This is a genomic window from Acidimangrovimonas pyrenivorans, from assembly GCF_042643245.1.
Classification (GTDB): Bacteria; Pseudomonadota; Alphaproteobacteria; order Rhodobacterales; family Rhodobacteraceae; genus Acidimangrovimonas; species Acidimangrovimonas pyrenivorans.
Window position 1 is genome coordinate 728,591 of the sequence record NZ_JBHRSK010000004.1, and the last position, 19,355, is coordinate 747,945.

The following is a 19,355-nucleotide window of genomic DNA, read 5'->3' on the forward strand; positions in this document are numbered from 1 at the left end:
GGCAACCAAACCTCCGGGCGCGCAAAAGGTTAGCTCCTGGACGGGCAAAAGGTTAGCTCTCCGGCGCCCCTCAGTTCCGCCGATTGTTGAGCATGTTCCCCGGCCGCATCTGCCGCCGCATCTCATCTGCGATGGTGCCGCGCATGGTGGCCTCCATTTCGCGCGCCATCTTCTTCGCGAGATCGCTGTTCTGCTCCGGGGTGCCGGCCGATCCTTGCACCGTGACCGGCGCGTTGATGGTGATCACCTGCCCCGCCATCGCAGGAGACTCAGAGTGCGCCGCTGAGGGGCCGATCCGGGGTTCCGGGGCACCTACCAGCCCGCCGCCGCTATAGCCCCTCAGCGCGGCGCTATGGAGTCCTGCCAGCCGATCCACCCCGACGCGCTGCACCACCTCGCGCGGCATAACGTATTCGCCGCGATGGACAACGCCGGCCGGCTCGAACTTGCCGCCGGCGCCGGTGTAGCCGCCCTCGGCATAGCCGCCGCCCAGCATGGTCGCGAAGCTGTTGAGCCAGCCCTGCCCTCCGCCAGCCATGCCGCCCAGGAGACGGATGATGAACTTCTGCGCCGCGTAGCGCGCCAGGTCTTTCATCAAGCCCGCCATCGCCTGCCGGAAGTTCATGGTGCCGGTGATCAGCCCGTCGAAAGCGTTCGCCGCCGAGTTCTGGATCTGCATCCGGGCATCATCGATCCGGCGCAGGCCCTCGGCGGCCAAGTCCGACTTCCGGGCGCTGTCCACATAGGCGCGCGCCAGCTTGGCGACTTCGGTGCGCAGCTCGGGCGTGATGCTCAGCCCCTGCATCTGCGCCGAGTGCAGCAGCTCGGCCTCGCGCCGGGCGGTCTCGATTGCTGTCTCGTAATCGCTGCCGGCCGCAGCCGATGCCATCAGCGCGGCGGCTTCCAGCTCAAGGGCCTTCGTCTCGTCAACGATGGACTGCACGGCGCGACCGAAGAGGTCGCCACTGCCGCCCACCCCGCCCTTGCCGGCATCGTTGCGTGCGGCGTCGGCCGCGATCTTCGCCTTGGCAGCGGCCTCGGCCTGCGCACGGGTCAACGTCACGCCCTCGGCAGCGGCCCGCTTCATCACCGCCGCGATCTCGCGCTCAAGCGTCAGGCGCTCGCGCGACATGGCGTTGCGCTTGGCCTCGCCGGCGAGAAAGGCGTCCTGCGCCGCCTTCTGCGCCTGCCAGTTCTTCACCGACTGCGCGTCGGCCTCGCGGAAGGTCTGCATCTGCGTCTTGGGCGGCTGCACGCCGGCGGCGTCGGTCAGGGCGCCCTTGAGCGACGACGCCAACCCGATGACGGTCTGCAACACGCTGCCCAGGCGGCTCACCTGTGAGATCGCGCCGCCGAAGTCCACCTTGTCGGCCTCGTCCAGCTTGTCGAAAGCGCCGGCCGCCGCCTTCTGCACCTCGCCAAGCTTCTGCGAGAACTCTTCGCCGGTCAGGCTGCCGTTGGCGAAGCCGTCGCTCAGCTCGACCATCCGCGCCGCCGCGTTCGCCAGCTCGTTCGCCGCCTCGTCATAGCCCCAGCTCCGGGCCAGGTTCGACGCCTGCACGAGCTGCGCCGAGGTGGTGCGCGCCGTCTCGGCGAGCTGATCATAGCCCTTGCGCAGCTCGCCGATGTCGCGCATCTCGGCGTCCACCGCATCGCGGTTCTTGGCGAGGGCGTCATACAGTTCATTGCCCAGGACCGCGCGGCCCTGCTTCTCGTTCGGGAATATCTCGTCCAGCCGGGCGCGCAGGTCGGCCGCCTCGGCGATCCCCTCCGCGACGGCGACGGCAACGCGCTTGCCGAAGGTAGAGATGCGCGCGGTCAGCTCATCGAATTTGCGCGACACCTCGTCGGCTTTGGCGACCACCTCGTCGCCCAGGACAAGGCCCAGCTCATGCGCCCTGTTTACGGTCTGGCGCAGCTCAGCATCGCTGCGGCCCATCAGCTCGACAAAGCGCTCGCCGGCGGTGCCGCCGAAAATCTCGTCTGCGATGCGGATGCGCGCGGCCCGGCTCAGCTTGCGCGCACGCTCGAAGATCTCAAGCAGCAGCTCGGCCGGGTTCTTCAGCTTCGCCTTGAGCTCTTCGGCGCCGTAGCCCAGCCGGGCGAACGCCTCGGCCGCCGGCCCCTTGCTGGTGATGATGAACTCGTCGGCGCGCAGGTTCAGCTCTTTCATACCGTCGATCATCGCGTCGAGGTCGATGCGGTTCTGTTCCGACAGGAACTTCAGTTCCTGAAAGTCCTTGAGCGGCACCCCTGCCCGCTTGGCCTCGTCACCGAGGCGCGCAACGCCCTTGGTGGTCTCGGCAATCGCCCGGACGGTCGCCGCCGAGGCGATTCCGCCCACCAGCGGCAGCGCCATCTTCTTGAAACCGGCGGCAATGTCGCTGCCCATCCGGCCATAGGTGTTGCGCATCCGGTCGGCCGACTGCTTCGCGCGCCGCTCCATGCTCTGCGCTGCCCGGCGCTGCGCCCGGTTCGCGCGTTCAAGGCCCTTCTCAAGCTTGTCGATCCGCGCCTCAAGCGGGACGATCAGGCCGGGCATCATCACTTCGTTCATTGCTCACACCTCAAAACGTGAAAATCTCGGCGTCCTCGCCGCTGTAGCTCGACTTGCTGCTCTCACCTGCGACGGCGCGGTGCACGGCCATCGCCGATGCGACAGCGCCGTCAATCCGGTCGGTCTTCTTGCCCTTGTGCATCCGCACGAGGCCCGTGGTCTCGTTCCGGCTCGCGACGACGCTATCGAAGTGGTGACGCAGCACGGGGTGGCCGTCATGGCGGATCATCTGGCCGTTGACGGTGCGCTCAAGGTCGCCGATGGCGACACCCATGCTCAGCGGCGCCTGCCGCAGCTCGATCACCGGAAGGCCGTCATCATAGAGCCGCTGCATGATCTGCCGGGCGAGATGGGGGTCGAAGGCGATCTCGCGCACATCATGGCGCGCGGCCAGCTCGCGCAGGTGATCCTCAACGGCCTCCGGGTCGATGATCGGCCCCGGCGTCGCCGTGATCAGCCCCTCGTCGCGCCAGCGCTCGTAGGGCACGCCGTCGCGCTCGCCGCGTTCCTTCAGCTCGTCACCGGGCACGAAGAACCACGGCTTGATGGTGATCTGCCCGTCAGGGTGCCGCCACGCGGCGACCACGGCGGCGGTGTCGCCCGACAGCGCCATATCGACCCCGACCCAGCACGGCAGCGCCTCAAGCTCGGCCTCGTCATCCTCGAAGCGCCGGGCATCATAGGTCGCCATGTTGAACAGCGGGTCGCGGCTGTTCCCGAACCAGATGTTGAGGTTGTATTGCTGGAAGCTGTAGCGCTCGGCCGGGTGGTCCTTGGCCTCGTTCGCCAGACTGCGCAGTCCCGGCAGGCTCGGGAAGCCGTGCTTGAGGCCGGGGTTCACCCGGTGCCACACGGCCTCGTCCTGCCAGTCATCGCCCGGCTCGGCGGCGAAGATGATCGGAAGGAACTCGGGGTTGTCGATATCGCCCAGGGCGATGCGCCGGGCGTAGTCATACTGCTCTGCGGCCAGGGTCTCATGGCCCCGGCCGGCGGTGGTGGCGATTACCATCAGGTTGTCGTCGGTCTTGGCGAGGCCGGACTTCAGCGCTTCCCACAGGTCGCGGCCGGTCCAAGCGTGGATCTCGTCGGCGAGCACGAAGGCCGGCGTGGTGCCGTGCTGGGCGCGGCCATCGCTCGACACGGCGCGCAGCCGGGCGCCGCTGGCAAGGTCGGTGATCTGCTTGGCGCTGTTGAAAGCGTCGTGAATACGCGTCGCGGCGACAAGGCGCTTGTCCTGCCGGATGATCTCGGCCGCCTCGCGGAAGCCGATGCCCGCCTGCTCCCGATCCGAGGCGGCGAAGATCACCTGCCCGGCCGGCACCTTCTCGGGGCCGATGACGTGCAGCAGCGACAGTGCGGCGGCGAGCGAGGTCTTGCGGTTGCCACGCGGCAGCATCAGAAACACCGTCTTCACGATCCGGCGGCCATCGGCATCGCGCGGCCCGTAGATGCGGCGCACGATGCGCTCCTGGAACGGAGCAAGCTGAAAGGAGCGCTTGGCTGCCGTGCTTGCCGGGTGCCGCAGCCTGCGCAGGAAGGTGACGGCGCGCTCCCCGTGCCCTAGCGGATCGGGAATGGGGCTGCCGTCATCAATCCACATCGGGTAGGTGCTGGCCGCGCTCATGGTCACACGGCGAGCGGGTTGTCGGCGTCGTCATCTTCGGCAAGCCCTGCCCCGATCCGGGCGCGGCTCGTCGGGGTCAGGCCGTATTCGGCGGCGAGCTGGCGCGCGGTCTGGGCAGCCCGGTTGAGAACGCCAAAGAGCTTCACGTCGATCATGCCACCGGCGGCGGCGCGCTCTTCCTCGATCTGGCGCACGATGCCGATACAGGTGGCGTAGTTCTCGACGCCAGCCAGGTCGGCGCGGGTGATCACCCGCCGGGCGATGAGCTGCGGCATGATCCGCCGCCACTCGGCCTTCGCGTGCGGCGCCAGGTGCTTCGGTGCCGGCGGGGCCTTGGTCAGCGCGTCAGCATCGGCGGCGAGCGCCGGCTTTACGCCGCGAGAATGCACGCTCATGCCGCCGCCCTCGTGCAGCGCAGCTCAAGGGCGCGCCGGCGCCCCAGCTCCGCGATTTCGTCAATATCATAGGCCACTCCATCGCAGATCACGCGGTCGGCCGGGGTGATGCCGGCGAGGTAGCGGATGCGGAACACAGCACCGCCGGCGTCGGCCTCGCCGAACCCAGCGAGGTATTCGTCGGCGCTGCGCTGCACCAGCTCGGCCCGGACGGTCGCGATGGGTGCCCAAGTCTTCGACACGGCGCCGCTCGCGGCCACAGTCTCGGCCTCGCGCTCGATGATGATCTGCCGGTCGAGCTTGCCTGCCCTGATCATGATCACACCCGCCACCGGATCACGCCCTCGACGGTGCCGACGCCGTGGCAATAGGCCCGCTCCGGGTCGGGGTCGCGCATGTAGCTGAAGCCGGGGCGCTGGTAGGCATCAATGCCCACCTCGTTGCTCGCCGGCACATCCCAGAGCGCGACCGATGCCGCCGCGCCGATCTGCCGGGCCATGTCGGCGCCGTCCTCCACGGCCCAGATGTGCAGGTCGAGCGAGACGCGCGTCAGATACTGCCCACCGCTCGCCCGGCCCAGGTTGATCGTCTGGGGGCTGGCGATGATGATGGTGGGCAGCTTGTCCGGGCGCGTGGAGCCGGCCCGGACATGATCGGCCGGGACAAGGGCACTCACCGCCGGGTCGGCGATTAGCGCAGCCCTCACAGCGGTCTGAAAGGCGATGCTGGGGTCGATCATGCCTTGCCCTCCGCCGCCTTGCGCACGGCCTGCCCGATGGCGCGCTGAATGCGGCGCAGGGCCTTGGGCTTCGCCAGCCGGAAGCCCGGCCGCAGGAACGGCTGCGCCTCCTGCTTGACGGTGCCGAACTCCTGCAAATGGCCGTGACGCACCTTCTCGTTGCCGGCCGTCACGAGGGCCTGATTGCTACCGGCGGTGCGCTTGCCGCCGCCCTCGGCATAGGCCGGCGTGCTCTGCCCCGGCGCGGTGACGGTGATGCTGTCCTTGAGCGCGCCCGTGTCCACCGGCACCAGCGCGCGCATGTTCGCGGCCACTTCCTCGGCGCCCTTGATCAGGGCCGGCTGCACATCGCGCACCACGGCCTCGGGGATGGCGCTAAGGCGCTTGCTCAGCAGGCGCGACTGCCCGGTCAGGCTCTTAGACTGCGACATAGCCCGTCACCTGCTCACGATAGGGCGCCAGCAGCTCATAGACGCCGAAGGGCACCGGCCGCATGGTCACGTCGCTGGCGCTCTCGCGCTGCTCATACCAGTAGCCGGCAAGCTGCAACGCGGCCTCGGTCAGAGCGGCGTCACCAACGGCAAAGGGCGTGCCGGTGTGGTGGCCGATCCACGCCTCGGCGGCGTCGAGCTTGTGCGCCAGCAGCGCATCATCAAGGTCGGTGTCGATGTTGAGCTGCGACTTCAGCAAGCTCAGGGGTGTCAGGGCGGTCATAGGGAACTCTTCAGCGAACGATGCGTTATGTTATAACACTTCTCGCGAATCCGGTGAAGAGTCGGTGGAAAAGTTATTTAGAGGCTCTCTTGTGCGGACCTCCCCCCGCCGGTCCCCAATGTATCGCGGAAGTTGAACCCGCCCCCATTCACAACGCCCTGAGAGCCACATATCGTGACCTATATGCGATTCGCCAAAGGGCCCACCTCCTGCCGCTCATCCCTCCACGCGGCCATACGGACGATCAAGAATTTGAACATACCCGTGACAACTCACCGCGCCGAACTAGCGCAAGTCTTGCTAATCGCACACAATTTGTGGTGTGTTCAGCGGGTTACGGGGCCAGGGGCATATCCAGTATCCATTTGCAACGCCCGCATAGTTAAGTCATACCTTAACCCATGACCGAGTTTTGAATGCAGATCGAAGGCTACGAAGCACACGCGCCAGATGAAGAAGAGTGGGAGGTGGATGTCCACCTCTCTAAGCAGGTGCGCGACTTCATCGACAAAGAAGGGAGGCGAGGAAAACGGAATGAAAGGCATGTAAAAAAGGCAAGGATTACTCTGACCACCTTGAAAAGACATGGGCTAGAACGCGTCAACAACACCGCACAGTTCAAGAGAGAGGGAAACTTCCCCTCCGGGAAGAAACGGGGCGGCAACCAAGTCGTGTATGAGATCAAGTCCGACCAGGTCAGAATCTATGGCGGTCCGGTTACGGCGAGAGGTCGAACCGAATTTTTCTTTGTTGAAGCAACGAGCAAAAAAGAAAACAGAGCGGACCAAAAACAGCTTCAACGAGTAGCCAAAGCTTTGGGAGCGATTCACGATGAGCTCGAACGAAAGAAATAGCGTGACCAACTGGAAACATGATGCCGATCGCCAAGAATTTGCGATCGAGGCGCTCGCGATGTCGGTTCAATTTGCTTTGCAAAAGGCGATGAACGAAAACTGCATTACCCAAAAACAACTTGCGGAACGCCTTGGAGTTAGCCCCGCTCGCGTCTCTCAAATTCTTGCCAAGGATGCGACCAATTTGACGCTGAAGACGATTGGAAGAATTGCGGACGCGCTCGGAGAAGAATTTGAACTCTTTTCGTTGCGCGACATTAACAAGCTCAAAGCGCGAGCTAAGAAAGGCGAAACGGGTCGCTTCTGCAAAATCATTACCATTCCCCACCTTCACAAGGGTGCATCTTGGGTGGATACGTCTGCGGCGAATGATCGCCTCGGTGAAAGAGACCTTGCATTCGCGGTTGCGCAATGACGAAGAAGACCGGCAAAGACATTGTGAGCGCACCGGAAAATGCGCTCACTTTTTCCAGCGATGATTTCGACGCGGACGTCTACGCGAGCGTCGCGCGCAAAGCGCGTCTGCAAGATCTGAGACTCTGCGAAAGCAATTACTTTTCGAAACCTGAGTGCTTCATGGAAGCTGAGGAAACTGGAAAGGAATTATCTCAAGGGTTTTATGGAGAAATGTCTGGGCACAGTTTTTCCAGCGATAGTGGACTTCTTGTTGGCGGTTATGTTTGGGGCGCCGACGTTAGGTTTGGCCGAAAGAAAGCACTGAAGATGAAGTGTGAGTATGTGCTGATCTATAGCGGCCTGGAGGGAGCTGACGCCGAATATGTGCGTCTCTATTTCAAGAAAATCGCACGTTTCACTTCTTATCCATATTTTCGAGCACATTTTGCGCACCACTCGGCTGCATCTGGATTGCGTCTTCCTCCTCTTCCGTCGTTGAATGATCGCATGGACTAATAATCCGTCCACAATATCAGAGGCACCCCTCGAGTTACACAACGCAGAGAGATTGCATCATTCTATTGACTGCAGTCCGTCCTCTGCTTCACCCTATCATGGCAGCTCTTGCACAACGGCTGCCAGTTCGACCGATCCCAGAACAGCACCATGTCGCCCCTGTGCGGCTTGACGTGATCCAACACATCCGCAGGAGCGCCGCACATCGCGCAGCACGGGTGTAGCCGCAGGAACTCAACACGGGCTTTGCGCCATTCGTGATTGTAGCCCCGCTGCGCCGCACTCGGCCGCCGGGCATCATGGCGGCGGTTCCGGGCACGGGTGCGCACGATCTGACAGGCGCAGCGCTCACCATGGGGCACGATCTGGCCGCAGTTGCAGATGTGCGGAGGCTTCGGCATCAGGCGGCCATGCCCTCGCGCAGCGTCGAGAGCTGCTTCAGCGCGTGCAGTCCTGCCCGGTCGAAGTCAGGATCGAGGCCCTGCTCTACGTTCTGCCTGCGCTGAGCCGCGTCAGGGCCTCTCTCGTCGTGCTCATCAGCACCGGCGCCGTGAATGGCCCTGAGCTTGACGACATGCGCGTTAAAGGCGTCAAGGATTTCCTGCGGCGTGGCGTTCCACGCCGTCTCGGGCGTCCAGCCGAGCCAGCCGGTCGCGAAGCCATACAGTTCCTTGAACAGATCGGCCCAGGGCGTCGGCTTGGCCGTGCTGGGCTGCGCCGTAGCGGTCGCCGGGGTCTCGGGGAAGAACGCGGCCACCAGCTCGATACACGGCCCCTGTGCGGCCCGCTTGAAGCCGCTGAGGGGGTGAGTGGCGGCATAGGCAAAGAGCGCGTCTGTGGCGTCCTTGCCGGCCGCCGTGGTGATCACCCGCCAGATCGTCAGCGTGTCGAACTCTTCGATCTTGCGCAGCAACTCGGGGAAGCCCCCATGCAGCCGCTCAAGGTGAAGGGCAGCCCGCAGAGACGGGCGCAGGACCACGGCGTTGCCGCCGTAGTCCAACGTGATCGTGTCATCTGCGAGCTGCTGTTTCATGGCCGGTTACGCCGCCGCCATCTGGAGCTTGCGGAAGGCGTCCGGGCGCACGACACCAGCGCCGACACGACGGCGGGCGTGGTAGCGCATCAGACCGTTGGCGCGCTGGGTGTAGGGGTCGGCCAGCATCGCCAGCGAGATCCGGTCATAGATGCGGTAGCCGCGCTTGAAGTCGCCGAAGATGATCGGCTCCGCGCTCAGGCCAACGTCCGGCATGTCCACGGCCTCGATCACCGGCCGGCCGAGGATCGTCTCGGGCTGGCCCGCCTGATAGGACGGCTGCCACAGGTAGTTGCCGTTGCCGTCCTTGAGCGTGCGCAGGGCGGCAAGCGTCGTCCCGTTCATCACCCAGGTGCCGGCGTTGCGGTAGGTCGCCGGCAGGGCATACATGAGCGCGATCAGCTCGTCGGGCGAGATCGCCGTGCCGCTGGTCGCGACGGTCGCGCCGATGTTCGCATCGGCCATCACACCGGCCGGTTCAAGTGCGGTGTTGCCGCTGACGAAGGACAGGCTTTCCTTCTGGCCGAAGTCCTCGGCCAGCGCGAGATTGACTTCGCTCAGCACGTTGGCGCTGTCCTCGGCGAGCTGAAGCGACATGTCGACGAAGGTCGCGATTTCCTTGATCTCGATGTTCGACTGATCGAAGGCCGGCTGACTGCCCGTCCGGGCATCGGTTTCGCCGACCCAGACGGCATTGGTGATGCCGGTGCGCTTCGGCAGGACGATGTTCGCCGAGGTGGTGCTGCGCACATCGGCGATGCCCCGGATCGGGCTGAACTCGACCAGGTTACGGATGAACTCGGCGCTGACGTCCTCGGGGGCAAGGATGTGGTTCGCGGTGTCGCTCGCCGTGGTCAGCGATTTCTTCTCGCCGGTGCTCAGGTAATGCGTGAACGCCTTGACCTCTTCGGCGCCGATCACCGGGTCGGGCGTGCCGGTGATCCGGGGGCGGTTGGCCTTGGCCTCGATCTTGTCGAGCCGGGCCTTGATCTCGTTGAACGCCTTGGCGTCGATCTGCGGCACCTGCTGCGTATCGTTGGCCGGGGTCGCGGCCTTCTCTTCGATTTCGATTTCCTCGTTTTCCACTTCGGGGGTCTCCTTGAGGGCGGTGGGGGTCTGGGGTGCATCCGATTTAATGGAGGTGATCTGCGCGCCCGGATGCGCGGGAACGGCGACAACAGAGATTTCATGCAGCTCGGCGGCGGTGATGGTGCGGCCCTTGGCCGTGCGCTGCGCCTTCTTGGTGACGAAGCCGATGGACAGCCCCGAGACGGCCTTGCTGCGGATCATGGCGCGCACCTCGCGCGCGCGCTCCACGTCCTCCACCAGCAGGCGGCCTTTGACGGTCAGGCCCTCCGGGGTCTCGGCGATCTGATCCCAGACGCCGACCACCTGGCCCTGATCGTGCGCGAAGAGCATCGGCAAGGTGCCGGGCGCGGTTAGCGCGCCCTTCTCGATCACGTCGCCTACCCGGTCGGGGCTGCCGAACGGCCATGCGATGCCGGTGATCTCGCCGGCGTCGGTGACGGCCAGCGCCGCCTTGATCTCGATGCGGTCGGTCACGCGGCAGCCTCGTCTTCAAGGGCACCGCCCCAGCGCGCGTCGAGAATGTCCAGCGCCAGCGGGTAGAGATCGTCAATCGGCCGGTTCCGGGCGTAGGTATCGACAAGCTGCGCGGCCCTCTCCGGGGCGGTGCCGCCGCCGATCAGGCCGAGGCGAATGACCTCGATCAGATCGGCGAGCTTGAACTGCATGTTGACGGCGCGCAGGTAGAGCGCGCCGATGCCCAGGTCGGCGAGCCGTTCAAGCTCGGCGATCATGTCGTCGGTCAGGGCGAAGGCGTGCTCGCCGTCGCCGAAGAAGGCGGTGTGGGTCAGCCTCATGCGGCCTTGTCCTTGCTGGTCGTGGTGTAGGGATTTTCGAGGGTGTCGCCGCCGGCCATCGGCGGCAGGTTGAGCCCGGCGCGCACCTCGTTGGCGGTCAGGGCGCCCATGCTGCGATACTGGCCATAGGCGGTCGCACGGGCGGCGGTGTCAGTGGTCAGAAGATCATCGGTGACGGCCTCAAGGTAGGCGGTCTTGCGTTCCTCGGGGGTCAGCAGGCAGCGGGCATAGGCCCAGCTCCACGCGGTCAGCCACGGCTTGAGCGTGACCTGCATGAACTGCCGGGCCATCTCTTCGGTGTTGCTCCACGTCCCGCGCGACAGCTCGAAGAGCATCGTCGGCGGCACCCGGAACACACGCGCGATCTCGCGCACCTGCTCAAGCCGGTTCTCGGCGAACTGGGCGTCAGCGAGCGTGGTCGAGAGCTGCTGATAATCCATGCCCTCGTCAAGCACGGCAGTGCCGCCGGCGTTGCTGCCCGAGTGGGTCGAGAACCAGCTTGCCGCCAGCTTCTTCTTGGCGTCCACGTCGAGCACCTTCGGGCTCTTGATCACGCCCGAGGGCCGGCCGCCGTTCGCGAACAGCCCGCCGATATGGCTCTCGAAGCTCAGGGCGAGCGCGATGGCCTCGCGGCCCAGGGTGATCGGGGAGACCCCACCGAACGCCTCGACGCGCAGAACGTCGCGATAGGACAGCCGCACCGGCCCGGCATCGGTGGAGACGCGATAGAAGGGCTCGCCGTAGTCGTCCTGATCGCGCTGCACCCGGCTAGGGTCGAGCCGGTGCAGCTCATAGGGGGCGCCATCGGCGAGCCGGATCACCTGCGCATGCCCTGCCCCATGCAGCAGCGCGTCGAGCGTCAGGTCGCGGCGCAGCTCGGCCGCGCTCGTCCACTCGTTCGCCTCGTCATGCACGAGCCGATAGGCCGGGTGATCGGTCAGGGCGGCCTTGCTGGCGCGCTCATAGAGCTTCACCGGCAGCGCGCCGATGGTCTCGGAGATCAACCCGACCGCACAGGCGACAGCGGGGACGCGCAGGGCGGTGCTGGGGCCGATGGAGACGCCCGACGCGGTGGGCAGCACCCCGAACAAGGTCAGGGCGTCGGCATCGGTCAGGGTCAGCGCCTTCTTGTCGGCGCCGAACTCGAGGGCCTTCTTGATCTTCGTAAGTGCCATGCAGTCCATGCCATGTGTTCGCCTGCATGGATTCTCTCACAAGTGGAATCCGGACTCAACATTAATGTTATGTTATTACTTTTCCAGGCCTCAGAATCGACCATGGTCAATGACTGCTGCTGCAATCCTCGGATCCTCAAACTCAAGTGGCTCTGCGCGTTCATCCAAGCCTCCAGCGTTCCTTGGATCAATAAGCAGCATCCTGACTTCTTCTTCGTGCATATAATCCTTAGACTTCACAAAAGCCGTTCCGAGCCAGACAGCAAGGCGATCTTTAGAAGCGGCATACTCGAATCTCTCTTCAATCTCCCAATGTCTGTCCTTGCTCCCATAGACGACATCACGCCCGATCAATACGAGGTCATTTGTCTCTGCTTTTTCCAAAATCAAATCTTCTATCGCCTGCCGTAATTTCTTGAGATCATAAACGGCATATGCGCCGATATCATCATTACCCCGTTCACGAAGAAGCTTTGCACGCGCAAGATCAAATTTTCCACTGGACGAACAAGAGCAGTAGTCGTTAACGACATATTCATAAACAATCGGGTTATCGAAACCAACTATAGTAGTTCCAAGGATCCGATTTCCGCCAATCGCCACATCATCATACAACCCAGTCCTGCTTCTAAATGTCTCCTGCTGCGTCCCCTCCTGCGCATCGCTAAACCGTCCAATCTGCTTCATATCCGCCGGCCTATAGCTTGCGATTGTCCCGAAGCGAAAATAGCCTCGCAAAGCTCCACCGATAAAATCTTCCTTAAAATGCCGAGTTACATATTCCGCAGACGTATCATCAATGCCTTCAATGTCGCGCAGAGAGAGAGCTGGACACGCTATCTTTTCACCGAAACGAAAGGCCGTCGACCCGCGCCCTCTCGCCTGACCTGGCGCAACAGCCACCTTTCGCGCTAGCTTCTGCGTATGCCCCGGAGACTTGGCACCCGCAGTTCCTTGATTAAAAGCAATCCTACCTGATTTCAAGAAGGTGGAATTAAGCAACCTACTTTTCATATTGTTCCTAGCTCCGCTACCTCAATATCTCAGATATTATCACCTACACTGCGCCATCAAACAAACGAAATCGAACTGCACGGCAACATCTGAGCACAACCCATGCGAAGCAATATCATGGGTGAAGCTACGTTTCAGCCAAATGCCTCAAGGACAAACCATGATAGCCAATTGCATTGATCAACTCGACGCGCTGCTCAAGCATCCCCTGCGGCAAAATCCCGTAGCGCCCCGTCATCGTCGCGCCCGTGTGGCCGAGGATGAAGCCGAACTGCTCGTCTAGGTAGCCAGCTCGGCGAAGCGCGTCGGTCGCACCATGCCGGAACGAATAGAGCGACAGCCCCCTGCCCTCCTTGATGCCGATGCGCTCTAGGTAACGCCCGAACTCGCGCGAGAAGTCAGCCATCATCTGGCCGCGCGCGTTACGCTGCGCACCGGGGAACAGCCGCTTGCTGCCGGCCCGCTCCTGCTCATCCCGATACTTGATGAACCCAAGCCGCACCAACTCGGGGTGGATCGGCACTACACGCATTGACCCCTCGGTCTTCACCGACTTGTCCCCCTCTCCCTCGGTGGTGATGTGCATGATCCAGTGGCCATGCTGCTGGCGCACGTCCGAGACGGCAAGCTGCGCGATCTCGCCCGGCCGGGCACCCGAGAACAACATGATCAGCGGCACCCAATGGCGGTGATCTCTGACTTGCACGTTGCCGGGCTTAGCGAGGTTGCGCCACTCATCGCCGCTCAGGCAGCCGGTGAACAAAGGCGAGGCGAACAAGGCGTTCAACTGCTCTGAGGTGAAGGGCAGCGTCTTAGAGGTTCGTTCCTTGGGCAGAGCCATACCGTTGACCGGGTTCTGATCGAGATAGCCGTTCTTCACGCACCAGTCGCAGAACGCCCCGAGGCTCGACAGATAGCGGTTCACGGTGCGGTCGGAGATCACCGGCTTGCCCACGCGCTCGTTGTGCTCGACCGTCTGGCGCATGGTCAGGCCGGCGAAGTCCTTCGTCTCGGTGGCCTTGACCGGGTAGCTGATCAGCAGCGTCTTCCACTCGCGCACGGCCGCCTTGTCGATCTTCGTCACCGACAGGTTGCGCCCGACAACATCAACGAACAGACCCAGGTCGCGCCTCATCTGATTGAGCCGGTCCTGCGCGACCTTGCGGGGGTTCTCACGGGCGAAGATGTCGAAGACCTCCATGACGGTTTCGCCGGGCTTCGCAGGCGCTCTGGGCGCGCTCGTGAAGGGAGTGACGATGGGGTCGCGGGGTTGCCCGCCATAGTCGCCCTCATCGCGCTCTAGGGTGCGTTGCAGGGCCTCGATCTCGGCGCGCATCATGCGGTGCGCCAGCGCCTTCCAGTCGGGCGAACCTTCCTCGACCAGTAGCTCGTTCTCTTGGATGTAGGCGGCGACCTCGTGATTGATAAGCGCCATGTTGCCGGTGCGCAGATGCTTACGCAGTTCGGCTAGCTTCACCCTGCGCGCCTCGGCGTCGAGCCGGCCCCATTCCTGCTTCACCTTCAGGTCGAGAGTAGCGTCTAGGATAGTGAGCGGATCGGCCTTGGCGATCTCACCGGCTTCGGCTCGGCGCATGATCTCCGCCCGTTCGGCTTCAATGTCGGCCTCATCCGGGTAGCTCTGCCGGCTCGCCTCGTCGCGGTCGAGGGCACCGGCGTAGTGCGCCCAGGTCGCGTGCGCCTTGTCGTCGTCGGTCACGGCGCGTCGGGCGCGCAAATCATCGAACTGACGATGCCAGCCTTCAAGCACCGGCAGCAGGCGGCGCTTCGCCTCGACGTGATCGCTCGTCCCGAGAGCCTTCACCAGCTCCTTGCGCCCTAAGATCTCGACCAGATCGAGCGGAACGCGGATACGCGCGGAGTAGCTTCCACCACGTCGAAGAAGGTAGTTCAATCGGGCCATAGGCGCACCACATGCGAGGGTCGTGTGTTACAGCCATGTGTTACAATTTCGTTCTGATTTTGCAATATCTATCAGTAACTTATTGAAATGCCTACGCCTTAGAAAAGTTGGATTATTGTCCTACCGCCCCAGCCACTTTCCTGAAATCGATGTGAAAATGACCTTCACGATTGGCCGAGTGGTGTGAAATGCCCCATCGGGTGCCCCAATCTGCCTCTTGCGGGAGGAGGCAGTCATCCGTCGTCTGGCGGTTCTTACGGACGGTTGCTGCCCCAACGCCTTATTGACGTCGAGACGTGCCATTCCTTTTTCTGGCGCATCCTGACGGCACCTGGCTACCTAATTGGCCTTCCGAGACGGTTCTTTGTTCTCACGCCGCCGGGCGAGGCGATCGCGCTCTCGGGCATCAGGTCGAGGTTCCCAAAGAAAAACCTCACAGAAGAGGAGAAGGCTGCGAAGGAGGCGGCTGAGCATAGCCCCCAGCAACTGCTCCCGAGCACACCCGCTGAACCCGGTCACGGGACGAAGGAAGAAAAAAGGCAAAGTGGGGAGACCCCGGCAGTCTCCCGCCGGGGCCTTTCTCAGGTCAGTTTCCTGCTCAGTACGTATTCGGCCAGGCCCACCCAGTACTAGTTGGCATCGTGAAAGCCCTGTGTCTGGGCAGCGCGACCCGGGCAAGATTTTCCCTGACAGCCGAGCGAACGCGATAACGCCCCTCCGCTCCTATCAACTCGGCATGCCGGGAGATCGACGGGCTCAGACAAGTGCCAAGCGCACCGATGCCTGGTCCCCGGCCGGACCTGTTCGATAGCGCCCGCGCCCCTGAACGAGCCGGCGACGTTCTGCGCCTCAACGGCCTGCTGGCGCCTCAGAGCGGCAGCACCCGCGCAGCAAGCTCGCTCCAGTAGGCCACACCGGGCGCAATGGCGCCGTCGTCGAAATCATAGGCGGGGTTGTGCAGCGCCGCGCTGTCGCCGTTGCCGATCAGCACGTAGGCGCCCGGCACCTGGCGCAGGATGAAGGCGAAATCCTCCGAGCCCATGATCGGCTTAAGATCGTCACTGACCCGGTCCTCGCCCACCGCCGCACGCATCGCCGCGAGCGCGATTTCGGTTTCGGCGGGATGGTTGACGGTCGGCGGATAGGGGGTGAGCGGCGGACGCTTCACCTCGACCGAGACGCCAAACGCCTCGCCGGTCTTCTCGCAGATCCGCCAAAGCTCCGCCTCGATCTCCTTGCCGACGCATTCCGAGAAGCAGCGGAAGTTGCATTTCATCTCCACCGTGTCGGGGATTACGTTGAAGGCCTCGCCGCCATGGATTGCGGTGACTGAAACCACCGCCTTTTCGAACGGATCGACCACACGGCTGACGATGCTCTGCACCGCGGCGACGATATGCGCGGCGGCGACGATCGGGTCGCGCGCGAGGTTGGGCGCGGCGGCGTGGCCGCCCTTGCCCTGCACGGTGATGAACACGCCGTCGGCAGAGGCCATCGCCGCGCCGCGCACCACGCCGAACTCGCCCACCGGCATGCCCGGCCAGTTGTGCAGCGCGTAGGCGCCCTTCACCGCGAAGCGCTCGAACATGCCGTCGTCGATCATTGCCTGGGCGCCGGCATGACCCTCCTCGGCGGGCTGGAAACAGAACACCAGCGTGCCGTCGAAGGCCCGGGTTTCGGCGAGGTGGCGGGCGGCGCCGAGCAGGATCGCGGTATGGCCGTCATGGCCGCAGGCGTGCATCCGGCCCGGCACCTCGGAGGCATGCGCCGCGCCGCTGGCCTCCTCGATCGGCAGCGCGTCCATATCGGCGCGGAACATCACTCGCTTTTCGGCGTTGGCCGCCGGGCCGGTCGCGCCGTACAGGATGCCCAGCACCCCGGTTTTCCCGACGCCTTCGATCACCTCGTCGAAGCCGAACTCCCGCAGGCGTTTGGCGACGATCCCGGCGGTGCGCGGCAGGTCGTACATCAACTCGGGATGGCGGTGGAAATCCTGTCGCCAGTCGATCAGCTCAGGCAGCATCGCGGCAATCGAGTTTTTCATGGGCGCATTCATGTTACAGAGATCCTTGTTCAAATTGCACTTTTGGCGGCAACGGGCGCAGCAGGCCCGGTGCCCGCGGGGAACCAGTCCTGCCCCGGGATCGCGGCCAGAAGCTCCTCGACATAGGCGTGCCGGCTCCCGGTCAGCACCGCCTCGGGCGTGCCCCGGGCGACCACGCCGCCATGGCGCATGACTACCACTTGATCGCAGATCTCGGCGGCGACACGCAGGTCGTGGGTGATGAAGAGGATCGCCAGGTTGCGCTGCTCCTTCAGCTCGGCAAACAGCGCCAGCATCTGCTTCTGCACCGAAACGTCGAGCGCCGAGAGCGCCTCGTCGGCGATCAGCACCTCGGGGTTGGCTGCCAGCGCGCGGGCGATGCAGACGCGCTGGCGCTGGCCGCCCGAGAGCTCGTGAGGGAAACGGTCGACGAACTTGCCGTCGAGCTTCACGTCGTCGAGCAGCCCAAGCGCCCGGGCGCGCAGATCGCCCCGGGCACAGCCGTTCGCCCGTAGCACATCGGCCAGCGTGCGGCCGATGGTGTGGCGCGGATTGAGCGCCGCGGTCGGGTCCTGGAACACCATTTGCATCATGTGCCGCTTCTGGCGCCTCTGCACCGGCGGCAACGTGGTGATCTCGGTGCCTTGCACGACGATCTTGCCGCCGTCCGGCTCTTCAAGCCCGATCAGGCATTTGGCGAAGGTGGACTTGCCCGAGCCGCTTTCGCCAACGATGCCCAGCGTCTCGCCGGCCCTCAGCGCCACCGACACGTCATCCAGCGCGGCGAAACTGCCCTTGAACACCTTCTGCAGCGATGTCGCCTCGATCAGTGCCGGTGCTTCGAGCCCCTCGGCACGCGGGTTCCACTGCGGCACCGCCTCGATCAGCGTCTTGGTGTAGTCCTCGCGCGGCGCGCGCAGGATGGTCTCAAGCGGACTGTGCTCGACGATCCGACCATGCCGCAGCACCACCACGTCATCGGCGATCTCGGCGACCACGCCGAAATCGTGGGTGATGAACAGAACCGCGGTGCTGAACGTCCTCTGCAACTCCGCGATCAGCCGCAGGATCTGCGCCTGAGTGGTGACGTCGAGCGCGGTGGTCGGCTCGTCGGCAATCAAGAGGTCGGGGTTCAGCGCCATCGCCATCGAGATCATCACCCTCTGGCGCTGCCCGCCGGAAAGTTCGAACGGAAAGGCGTCGAGGATGCGCGGCGGGTTCGGCAGGTGGGTGAGTTCCAGAAGTTCGAGCATCCGCGCCTCGCGCCCGCCCTCGGGCTCGATCCCGTGCGCCGAGAACACCTCGTCGAATTGGGTGCGAATCCGGCGCGCCGGGTTCAGTGCCGACATCGGATCCTGGAAGATCATGCTGACCCGCTTGCCGCGCAGATCGCGCATCGCCTTGTCGCCGAGCGGGCGCAAATCCTCGCCGTGGAAGCGGATTGCGCCGCCGGTCACCGCCAGCTGCGAGCTCGGCATCAGGTCCATGACGGCATTGGCGATCATAGACTTGCCCGAGCCACTCTCGCCCACGAGACAGACGGTCTGGCCGGGGGTCACCGCGAAGGAGACGTGCTCAACGATCTTCGCGCCGGTCTTCAGGCAGACGCAGAGATCGCGGACTTCGAGGACCGGCTCGGCCATCACAGGTCCTCCTTGCGTTCGAAATGCGGGTCCTGGCTGTCGCCGATCGCGTCGCCGAGGATCGATATCGAGACGATGGTGAGCATGATCGCCATGCCCGGCAGGAAGGTGAGCCACCAACTCCGCGCCATCACGCCGCGTCCGGCGCTGATCAGGTAGCCCCAGCTCACCACCTGCGGATCGCCGAGGCCGACGAAGGAGAGCGCGCTTTCGAACAGGATCGCCATCGACACCATCAGCGCCGCCATCACGATCAGTGGCGACAGGGTGTTGGGCAGGATCTGCGACCAGGCCACGCGCAGGTTGGATTGCCCCGACAGCAGCGCCGCCTGCACGAACTCGCGCCGGCGCATCGACAGGAACTCGGCCCGCGCCAGCCGCGCGACCGGCGGCCAGCTGACCACCGCGATCGCGACCATGATCGAGGTGAGCGAGGGCGCGTAGATCGCCACCAGCAGGATTGCCAGCGCGAAGCTCGGCACGGTCTGGAACATCTCCGTCGAGCGCATCAGGATGCTGTCGACTCGGCCGCCGAAAAAGCCGGCGATGCCGCCGACGCCGGCGCCGAACAGGATCGCCACGCAGGTCGAGACGAGGCCGATCTCCAGCGAGGTGCGCGCGCCATACATCAGCGAGGCCGCGAGGTCGCGCCCCAGCGCATCGGCGCCGAGCGGATGGCGCATGTCGGTGAATGGCGGGATGAACGGCCGCGCCACCATGCGCCACGGCCCGTCGGGGAAGACGACCGGCGCGCAGAGGCCGGCGAGCACCACCGCGGTCAGGAGAACCAGGGCGAGGATCGCGTCGGGGCGCGAAACGAGGGATTTCCATATCGGCATGGCGGACT

General features: G+C 64.3%; 20 protein-coding genes. 3 read left to right on the top strand and 17 right to left on the bottom strand.

Annotated features, from left to right (window positions below; all coding sequences use genetic code 11):
- Positions 1-70 precede the first annotated feature (70 nt).
- From ACFOES_RS06370 to ACFOES_RS06400, 7 genes are read right to left on the bottom strand one after another with little or no spacing between them, the layout of a single operon-like run.
- Positions 71-2,542, bottom strand: a complete 2,472-nt coding sequence (locus ACFOES_RS06370) for a hypothetical protein (RefSeq protein ID WP_377832360.1) — start codon at positions 2,540-2,542, stop codon at positions 71-73.
- Between the two features lie 25 nt (positions 2,543-2,567).
- Positions 2,568-4,181, bottom strand: coding sequence for a terminase large subunit (locus tag ACFOES_RS06375; RefSeq protein WP_377832361.1), 1,614 nt, complete (start codon positions 4,179-4,181; stop codon positions 2,568-2,570).
- A gap of 2 nt (positions 4,182-4,183) precedes the next feature.
- Positions 4,184-4,576: a P27 family phage terminase small subunit gene (locus ACFOES_RS06380; protein ID WP_377832362.1), complete on the bottom strand. Its 393-nt coding sequence runs from the start codon at positions 4,574-4,576 to the stop codon at positions 4,184-4,186.
- Positions 4,573-4,908, bottom strand: coding sequence for a phage head closure protein (locus ACFOES_RS06385; protein ID WP_377832363.1), 336 nt, complete (start codon positions 4,906-4,908; stop codon positions 4,573-4,575). Before ACFOES_RS06385 ends, ACFOES_RS06380 begins: the two co-directional genes overlap by 4 nt.
- The gene (locus tag ACFOES_RS06390; protein ID WP_377832364.1) at positions 4,896-5,315 is read right to left on the bottom strand and encodes a DUF3168 domain-containing protein; all 420 of its coding nucleotides are present in this window, start codon (positions 5,313-5,315) and stop codon (positions 4,896-4,898) included. Before ACFOES_RS06390 ends, ACFOES_RS06385 begins: the two co-directional genes overlap by 13 nt.
- Positions 5,312-5,746 carry an HK97-gp10 family putative phage morphogenesis protein gene (locus ACFOES_RS06395; protein WP_377832365.1) on the bottom strand — a complete coding sequence of 145 codons (435 nt, stop codon included), beginning with the start codon at positions 5,744-5,746 and terminating at the stop codon, positions 5,312-5,314. Before ACFOES_RS06395 ends, ACFOES_RS06390 begins: the two co-directional genes overlap by 4 nt.
- Positions 5,733-6,029 carry a head-tail connector protein gene (locus tag ACFOES_RS06400; RefSeq protein WP_377832366.1) on the bottom strand — a complete coding sequence of 99 codons (297 nt, stop codon included), beginning with the start codon at positions 6,027-6,029 and terminating at the stop codon, positions 5,733-5,735. Before ACFOES_RS06400 ends, ACFOES_RS06395 begins: the two co-directional genes overlap by 14 nt.
- A 416-nt stretch (positions 6,030-6,445) precedes the next feature.
- Here ACFOES_RS06400 and ACFOES_RS06405 point away from each other — a divergent pair, with 416 nt between their 5' ends.
- The 3 genes from ACFOES_RS06405 to ACFOES_RS06415 are packed head-to-tail and all read left to right on the top strand — an operon-like array spanning position 6,446 to position 7,795.
- Positions 6,446-6,883 carry a hypothetical protein gene (locus ACFOES_RS06405; RefSeq protein ID WP_377832367.1) on the top strand — a complete coding sequence of 146 codons (438 nt, stop codon included), beginning with the start codon at positions 6,446-6,448 and terminating at the stop codon, positions 6,881-6,883.
- A complete protein-coding gene (locus ACFOES_RS06410; RefSeq protein ID WP_377832368.1) occupies positions 6,861-7,298 on the top strand; it encodes a helix-turn-helix domain-containing protein in 438 nt (145 codons plus the stop codon). The genes ACFOES_RS06405 and ACFOES_RS06410 overlap by 23 nt, the downstream gene beginning before the upstream one ends.
- Positions 7,295-7,795, top strand: a complete 501-nt coding sequence (locus ACFOES_RS06415) for a hypothetical protein (protein ID WP_377832369.1) — start codon at positions 7,295-7,297, stop codon at positions 7,793-7,795. Before ACFOES_RS06410 ends, ACFOES_RS06415 begins: the two co-directional genes overlap by 4 nt.
- A gap of 62 nt (positions 7,796-7,857) precedes the next feature.
- Here ACFOES_RS06415 and ACFOES_RS06420 read toward each other — a convergent pair whose 3' ends face one another.
- The 10 genes from ACFOES_RS06420 to ACFOES_RS06465 all read right to left on the bottom strand — a co-directional run bounded on the left by ACFOES_RS06420 (position 7,858) and on the right by ACFOES_RS06465 (position 19,347).
- Complete coding sequence (locus ACFOES_RS06420) at positions 7,858-8,196, bottom strand: HNH endonuclease signature motif containing protein (protein WP_377832370.1); 339 nt, start codon at positions 8,194-8,196, stop codon at positions 7,858-7,860.
- Positions 8,196-8,828 carry a hypothetical protein gene (locus ACFOES_RS06425; RefSeq protein ID WP_377832371.1) on the bottom strand — a complete coding sequence of 211 codons (633 nt, stop codon included), beginning with the start codon at positions 8,826-8,828 and terminating at the stop codon, positions 8,196-8,198. Before ACFOES_RS06425 ends, ACFOES_RS06420 begins: the two co-directional genes overlap by 1 nt.
- A 6-nt stretch (positions 8,829-8,834) precedes the next feature.
- Entirely contained in the window at positions 8,835-10,391 is a 1,557-nt protein-coding gene (locus tag ACFOES_RS06430) for a phage major capsid protein (protein WP_377832372.1), read from the bottom strand.
- On the bottom strand, positions 10,388-10,711 hold the full coding sequence (locus tag ACFOES_RS06435) for a gene transfer agent family protein (RefSeq protein ID WP_377832373.1): 324 nt from the start codon (positions 10,709-10,711) through the stop codon (positions 10,388-10,390). The genes ACFOES_RS06430 and ACFOES_RS06435 overlap by 4 nt, the downstream gene beginning before the upstream one ends.
- Positions 10,708-11,886 (bottom strand): phage portal protein, encoded by a 1,179-nt coding sequence (locus ACFOES_RS06440; RefSeq protein ID WP_377832374.1) that lies wholly within the window; start codon positions 11,884-11,886, stop codon positions 10,708-10,710. Before ACFOES_RS06440 ends, ACFOES_RS06435 begins: the two co-directional genes overlap by 4 nt.
- A gap of 90 nt (positions 11,887-11,976) precedes the next feature.
- Complete coding sequence (locus ACFOES_RS06445; protein WP_377832375.1) at positions 11,977-12,900, bottom strand: hypothetical protein; 924 nt, start codon at positions 12,898-12,900, stop codon at positions 11,977-11,979.
- 127 nt (positions 12,901-13,027) lie between these two features.
- Positions 13,028-14,821 (bottom strand): DUF6538 domain-containing protein, encoded by a 1,794-nt coding sequence (locus ACFOES_RS06450; RefSeq protein ID WP_377832376.1) that lies wholly within the window; start codon positions 14,819-14,821, stop codon positions 13,028-13,030.
- Between the two features lie 868 nt (positions 14,822-15,689).
- Positions 15,690-16,865 (bottom strand): M20 aminoacylase family protein, encoded by a 1,176-nt coding sequence (locus tag ACFOES_RS06455; protein WP_377832377.1) that lies wholly within the window; start codon positions 16,863-16,865, stop codon positions 15,690-15,692.
- Positions 16,866-16,894: 29 nt separating this feature from the next.
- The gene (locus ACFOES_RS06460) at positions 16,895-18,508 is read right to left on the bottom strand and encodes a dipeptide ABC transporter ATP-binding protein (RefSeq protein ID WP_377832378.1); all 1,614 of its coding nucleotides are present in this window, start codon (positions 18,506-18,508) and stop codon (positions 16,895-16,897) included.
- Positions 18,508-19,347 (bottom strand): ABC transporter permease, encoded by an 840-nt coding sequence (locus tag ACFOES_RS06465; protein ID WP_377832379.1) that lies wholly within the window; start codon positions 19,345-19,347, stop codon positions 18,508-18,510. Before ACFOES_RS06465 ends, ACFOES_RS06460 begins: the two co-directional genes overlap by 1 nt.
- Positions 19,348-19,355: the final 8 nt, after the last annotated feature.

Coding starts and splice junctions, on each gene's coding strand:
- ACFOES_RS06370 (WP_377832360.1), bottom strand. CDS start 2,542: ATGCCCGGCCTGATCGTCCCGCTTGAGGCGCGGATCGACAAGCTTGAG.
- ACFOES_RS06375 (WP_377832361.1), bottom strand. CDS start 4,181: ATGAGCGCGGCCAGCACCTACCCGATGTGGATTGATGACGGCAGCCCC.
- ACFOES_RS06380 (WP_377832362.1), bottom strand. CDS start 4,576: ATGAGCGTGCATTCTCGCGGCGTAAAGCCGGCGCTCGCCGCCGATGCT.
- ACFOES_RS06390 (WP_377832364.1), bottom strand. CDS start 5,315: ATGATCGACCCCAGCATCGCCTTTCAGACCGCTGTGAGGGCTGCGCTA.
- ACFOES_RS06395 (WP_377832365.1), bottom strand. CDS start 5,746: ATGTCGCAGTCTAAGAGCCTGACCGGGCAGTCGCGCCTGCTGAGCAAG.
- ACFOES_RS06400 (WP_377832366.1), bottom strand. CDS start 6,029: ATGACCGCCCTGACACCCCTGAGCTTGCTGAAGTCGCAGCTCAACATC.
- ACFOES_RS06405 (WP_377832367.1), top strand. CDS start 6,446: ATGCAGATCGAAGGCTACGAAGCACACGCGCCAGATGAAGAAGAGTGG.
- ACFOES_RS06410 (WP_377832368.1), top strand. CDS start 6,861: ATGAGCTCGAACGAAAGAAATAGCGTGACCAACTGGAAACATGATGCC.
- ACFOES_RS06415 (WP_377832369.1), top strand. CDS start 7,295: ATGACGAAGAAGACCGGCAAAGACATTGTGAGCGCACCGGAAAATGCG.
- ACFOES_RS06420 (WP_377832370.1), bottom strand. CDS start 8,196: ATGCCGAAGCCTCCGCACATCTGCAACTGCGGCCAGATCGTGCCCCAT.
- ACFOES_RS06425 (WP_377832371.1), bottom strand. CDS start 8,828: ATGAAACAGCAGCTCGCAGATGACACGATCACGTTGGACTACGGCGGC.
- ACFOES_RS06435 (WP_377832373.1), bottom strand. CDS start 10,711: ATGAGGCTGACCCACACCGCCTTCTTCGGCGACGGCGAGCACGCCTTC.
- ACFOES_RS06440 (WP_377832374.1), bottom strand. CDS start 11,886: ATGGCACTTACGAAGATCAAGAAGGCCCTCGAGTTCGGCGCCGACAAG.
- ACFOES_RS06445 (WP_377832375.1), bottom strand. CDS start 12,900: ATGAAAAGTAGGTTGCTTAATTCCACCTTCTTGAAATCAGGTAGGATT.
- ACFOES_RS06450 (WP_377832376.1), bottom strand. CDS start 14,821: ATGGCCCGATTGAACTACCTTCTTCGACGTGGTGGAAGCTACTCCGCG.
- ACFOES_RS06455 (WP_377832377.1), bottom strand. CDS start 16,865: ATGAAAAACTCGATTGCCGCGATGCTGCCTGAGCTGATCGACTGGCGA.
- ACFOES_RS06460 (WP_377832378.1), bottom strand. CDS start 18,508: ATGGCCGAGCCGGTCCTCGAAGTCCGCGATCTCTGCGTCTGCCTGAAG.
- ACFOES_RS06465 (WP_377832379.1), bottom strand. CDS start 19,347: ATGCCGATATGGAAATCCCTCGTTTCGCGCCCCGACGCGATCCTCGCC.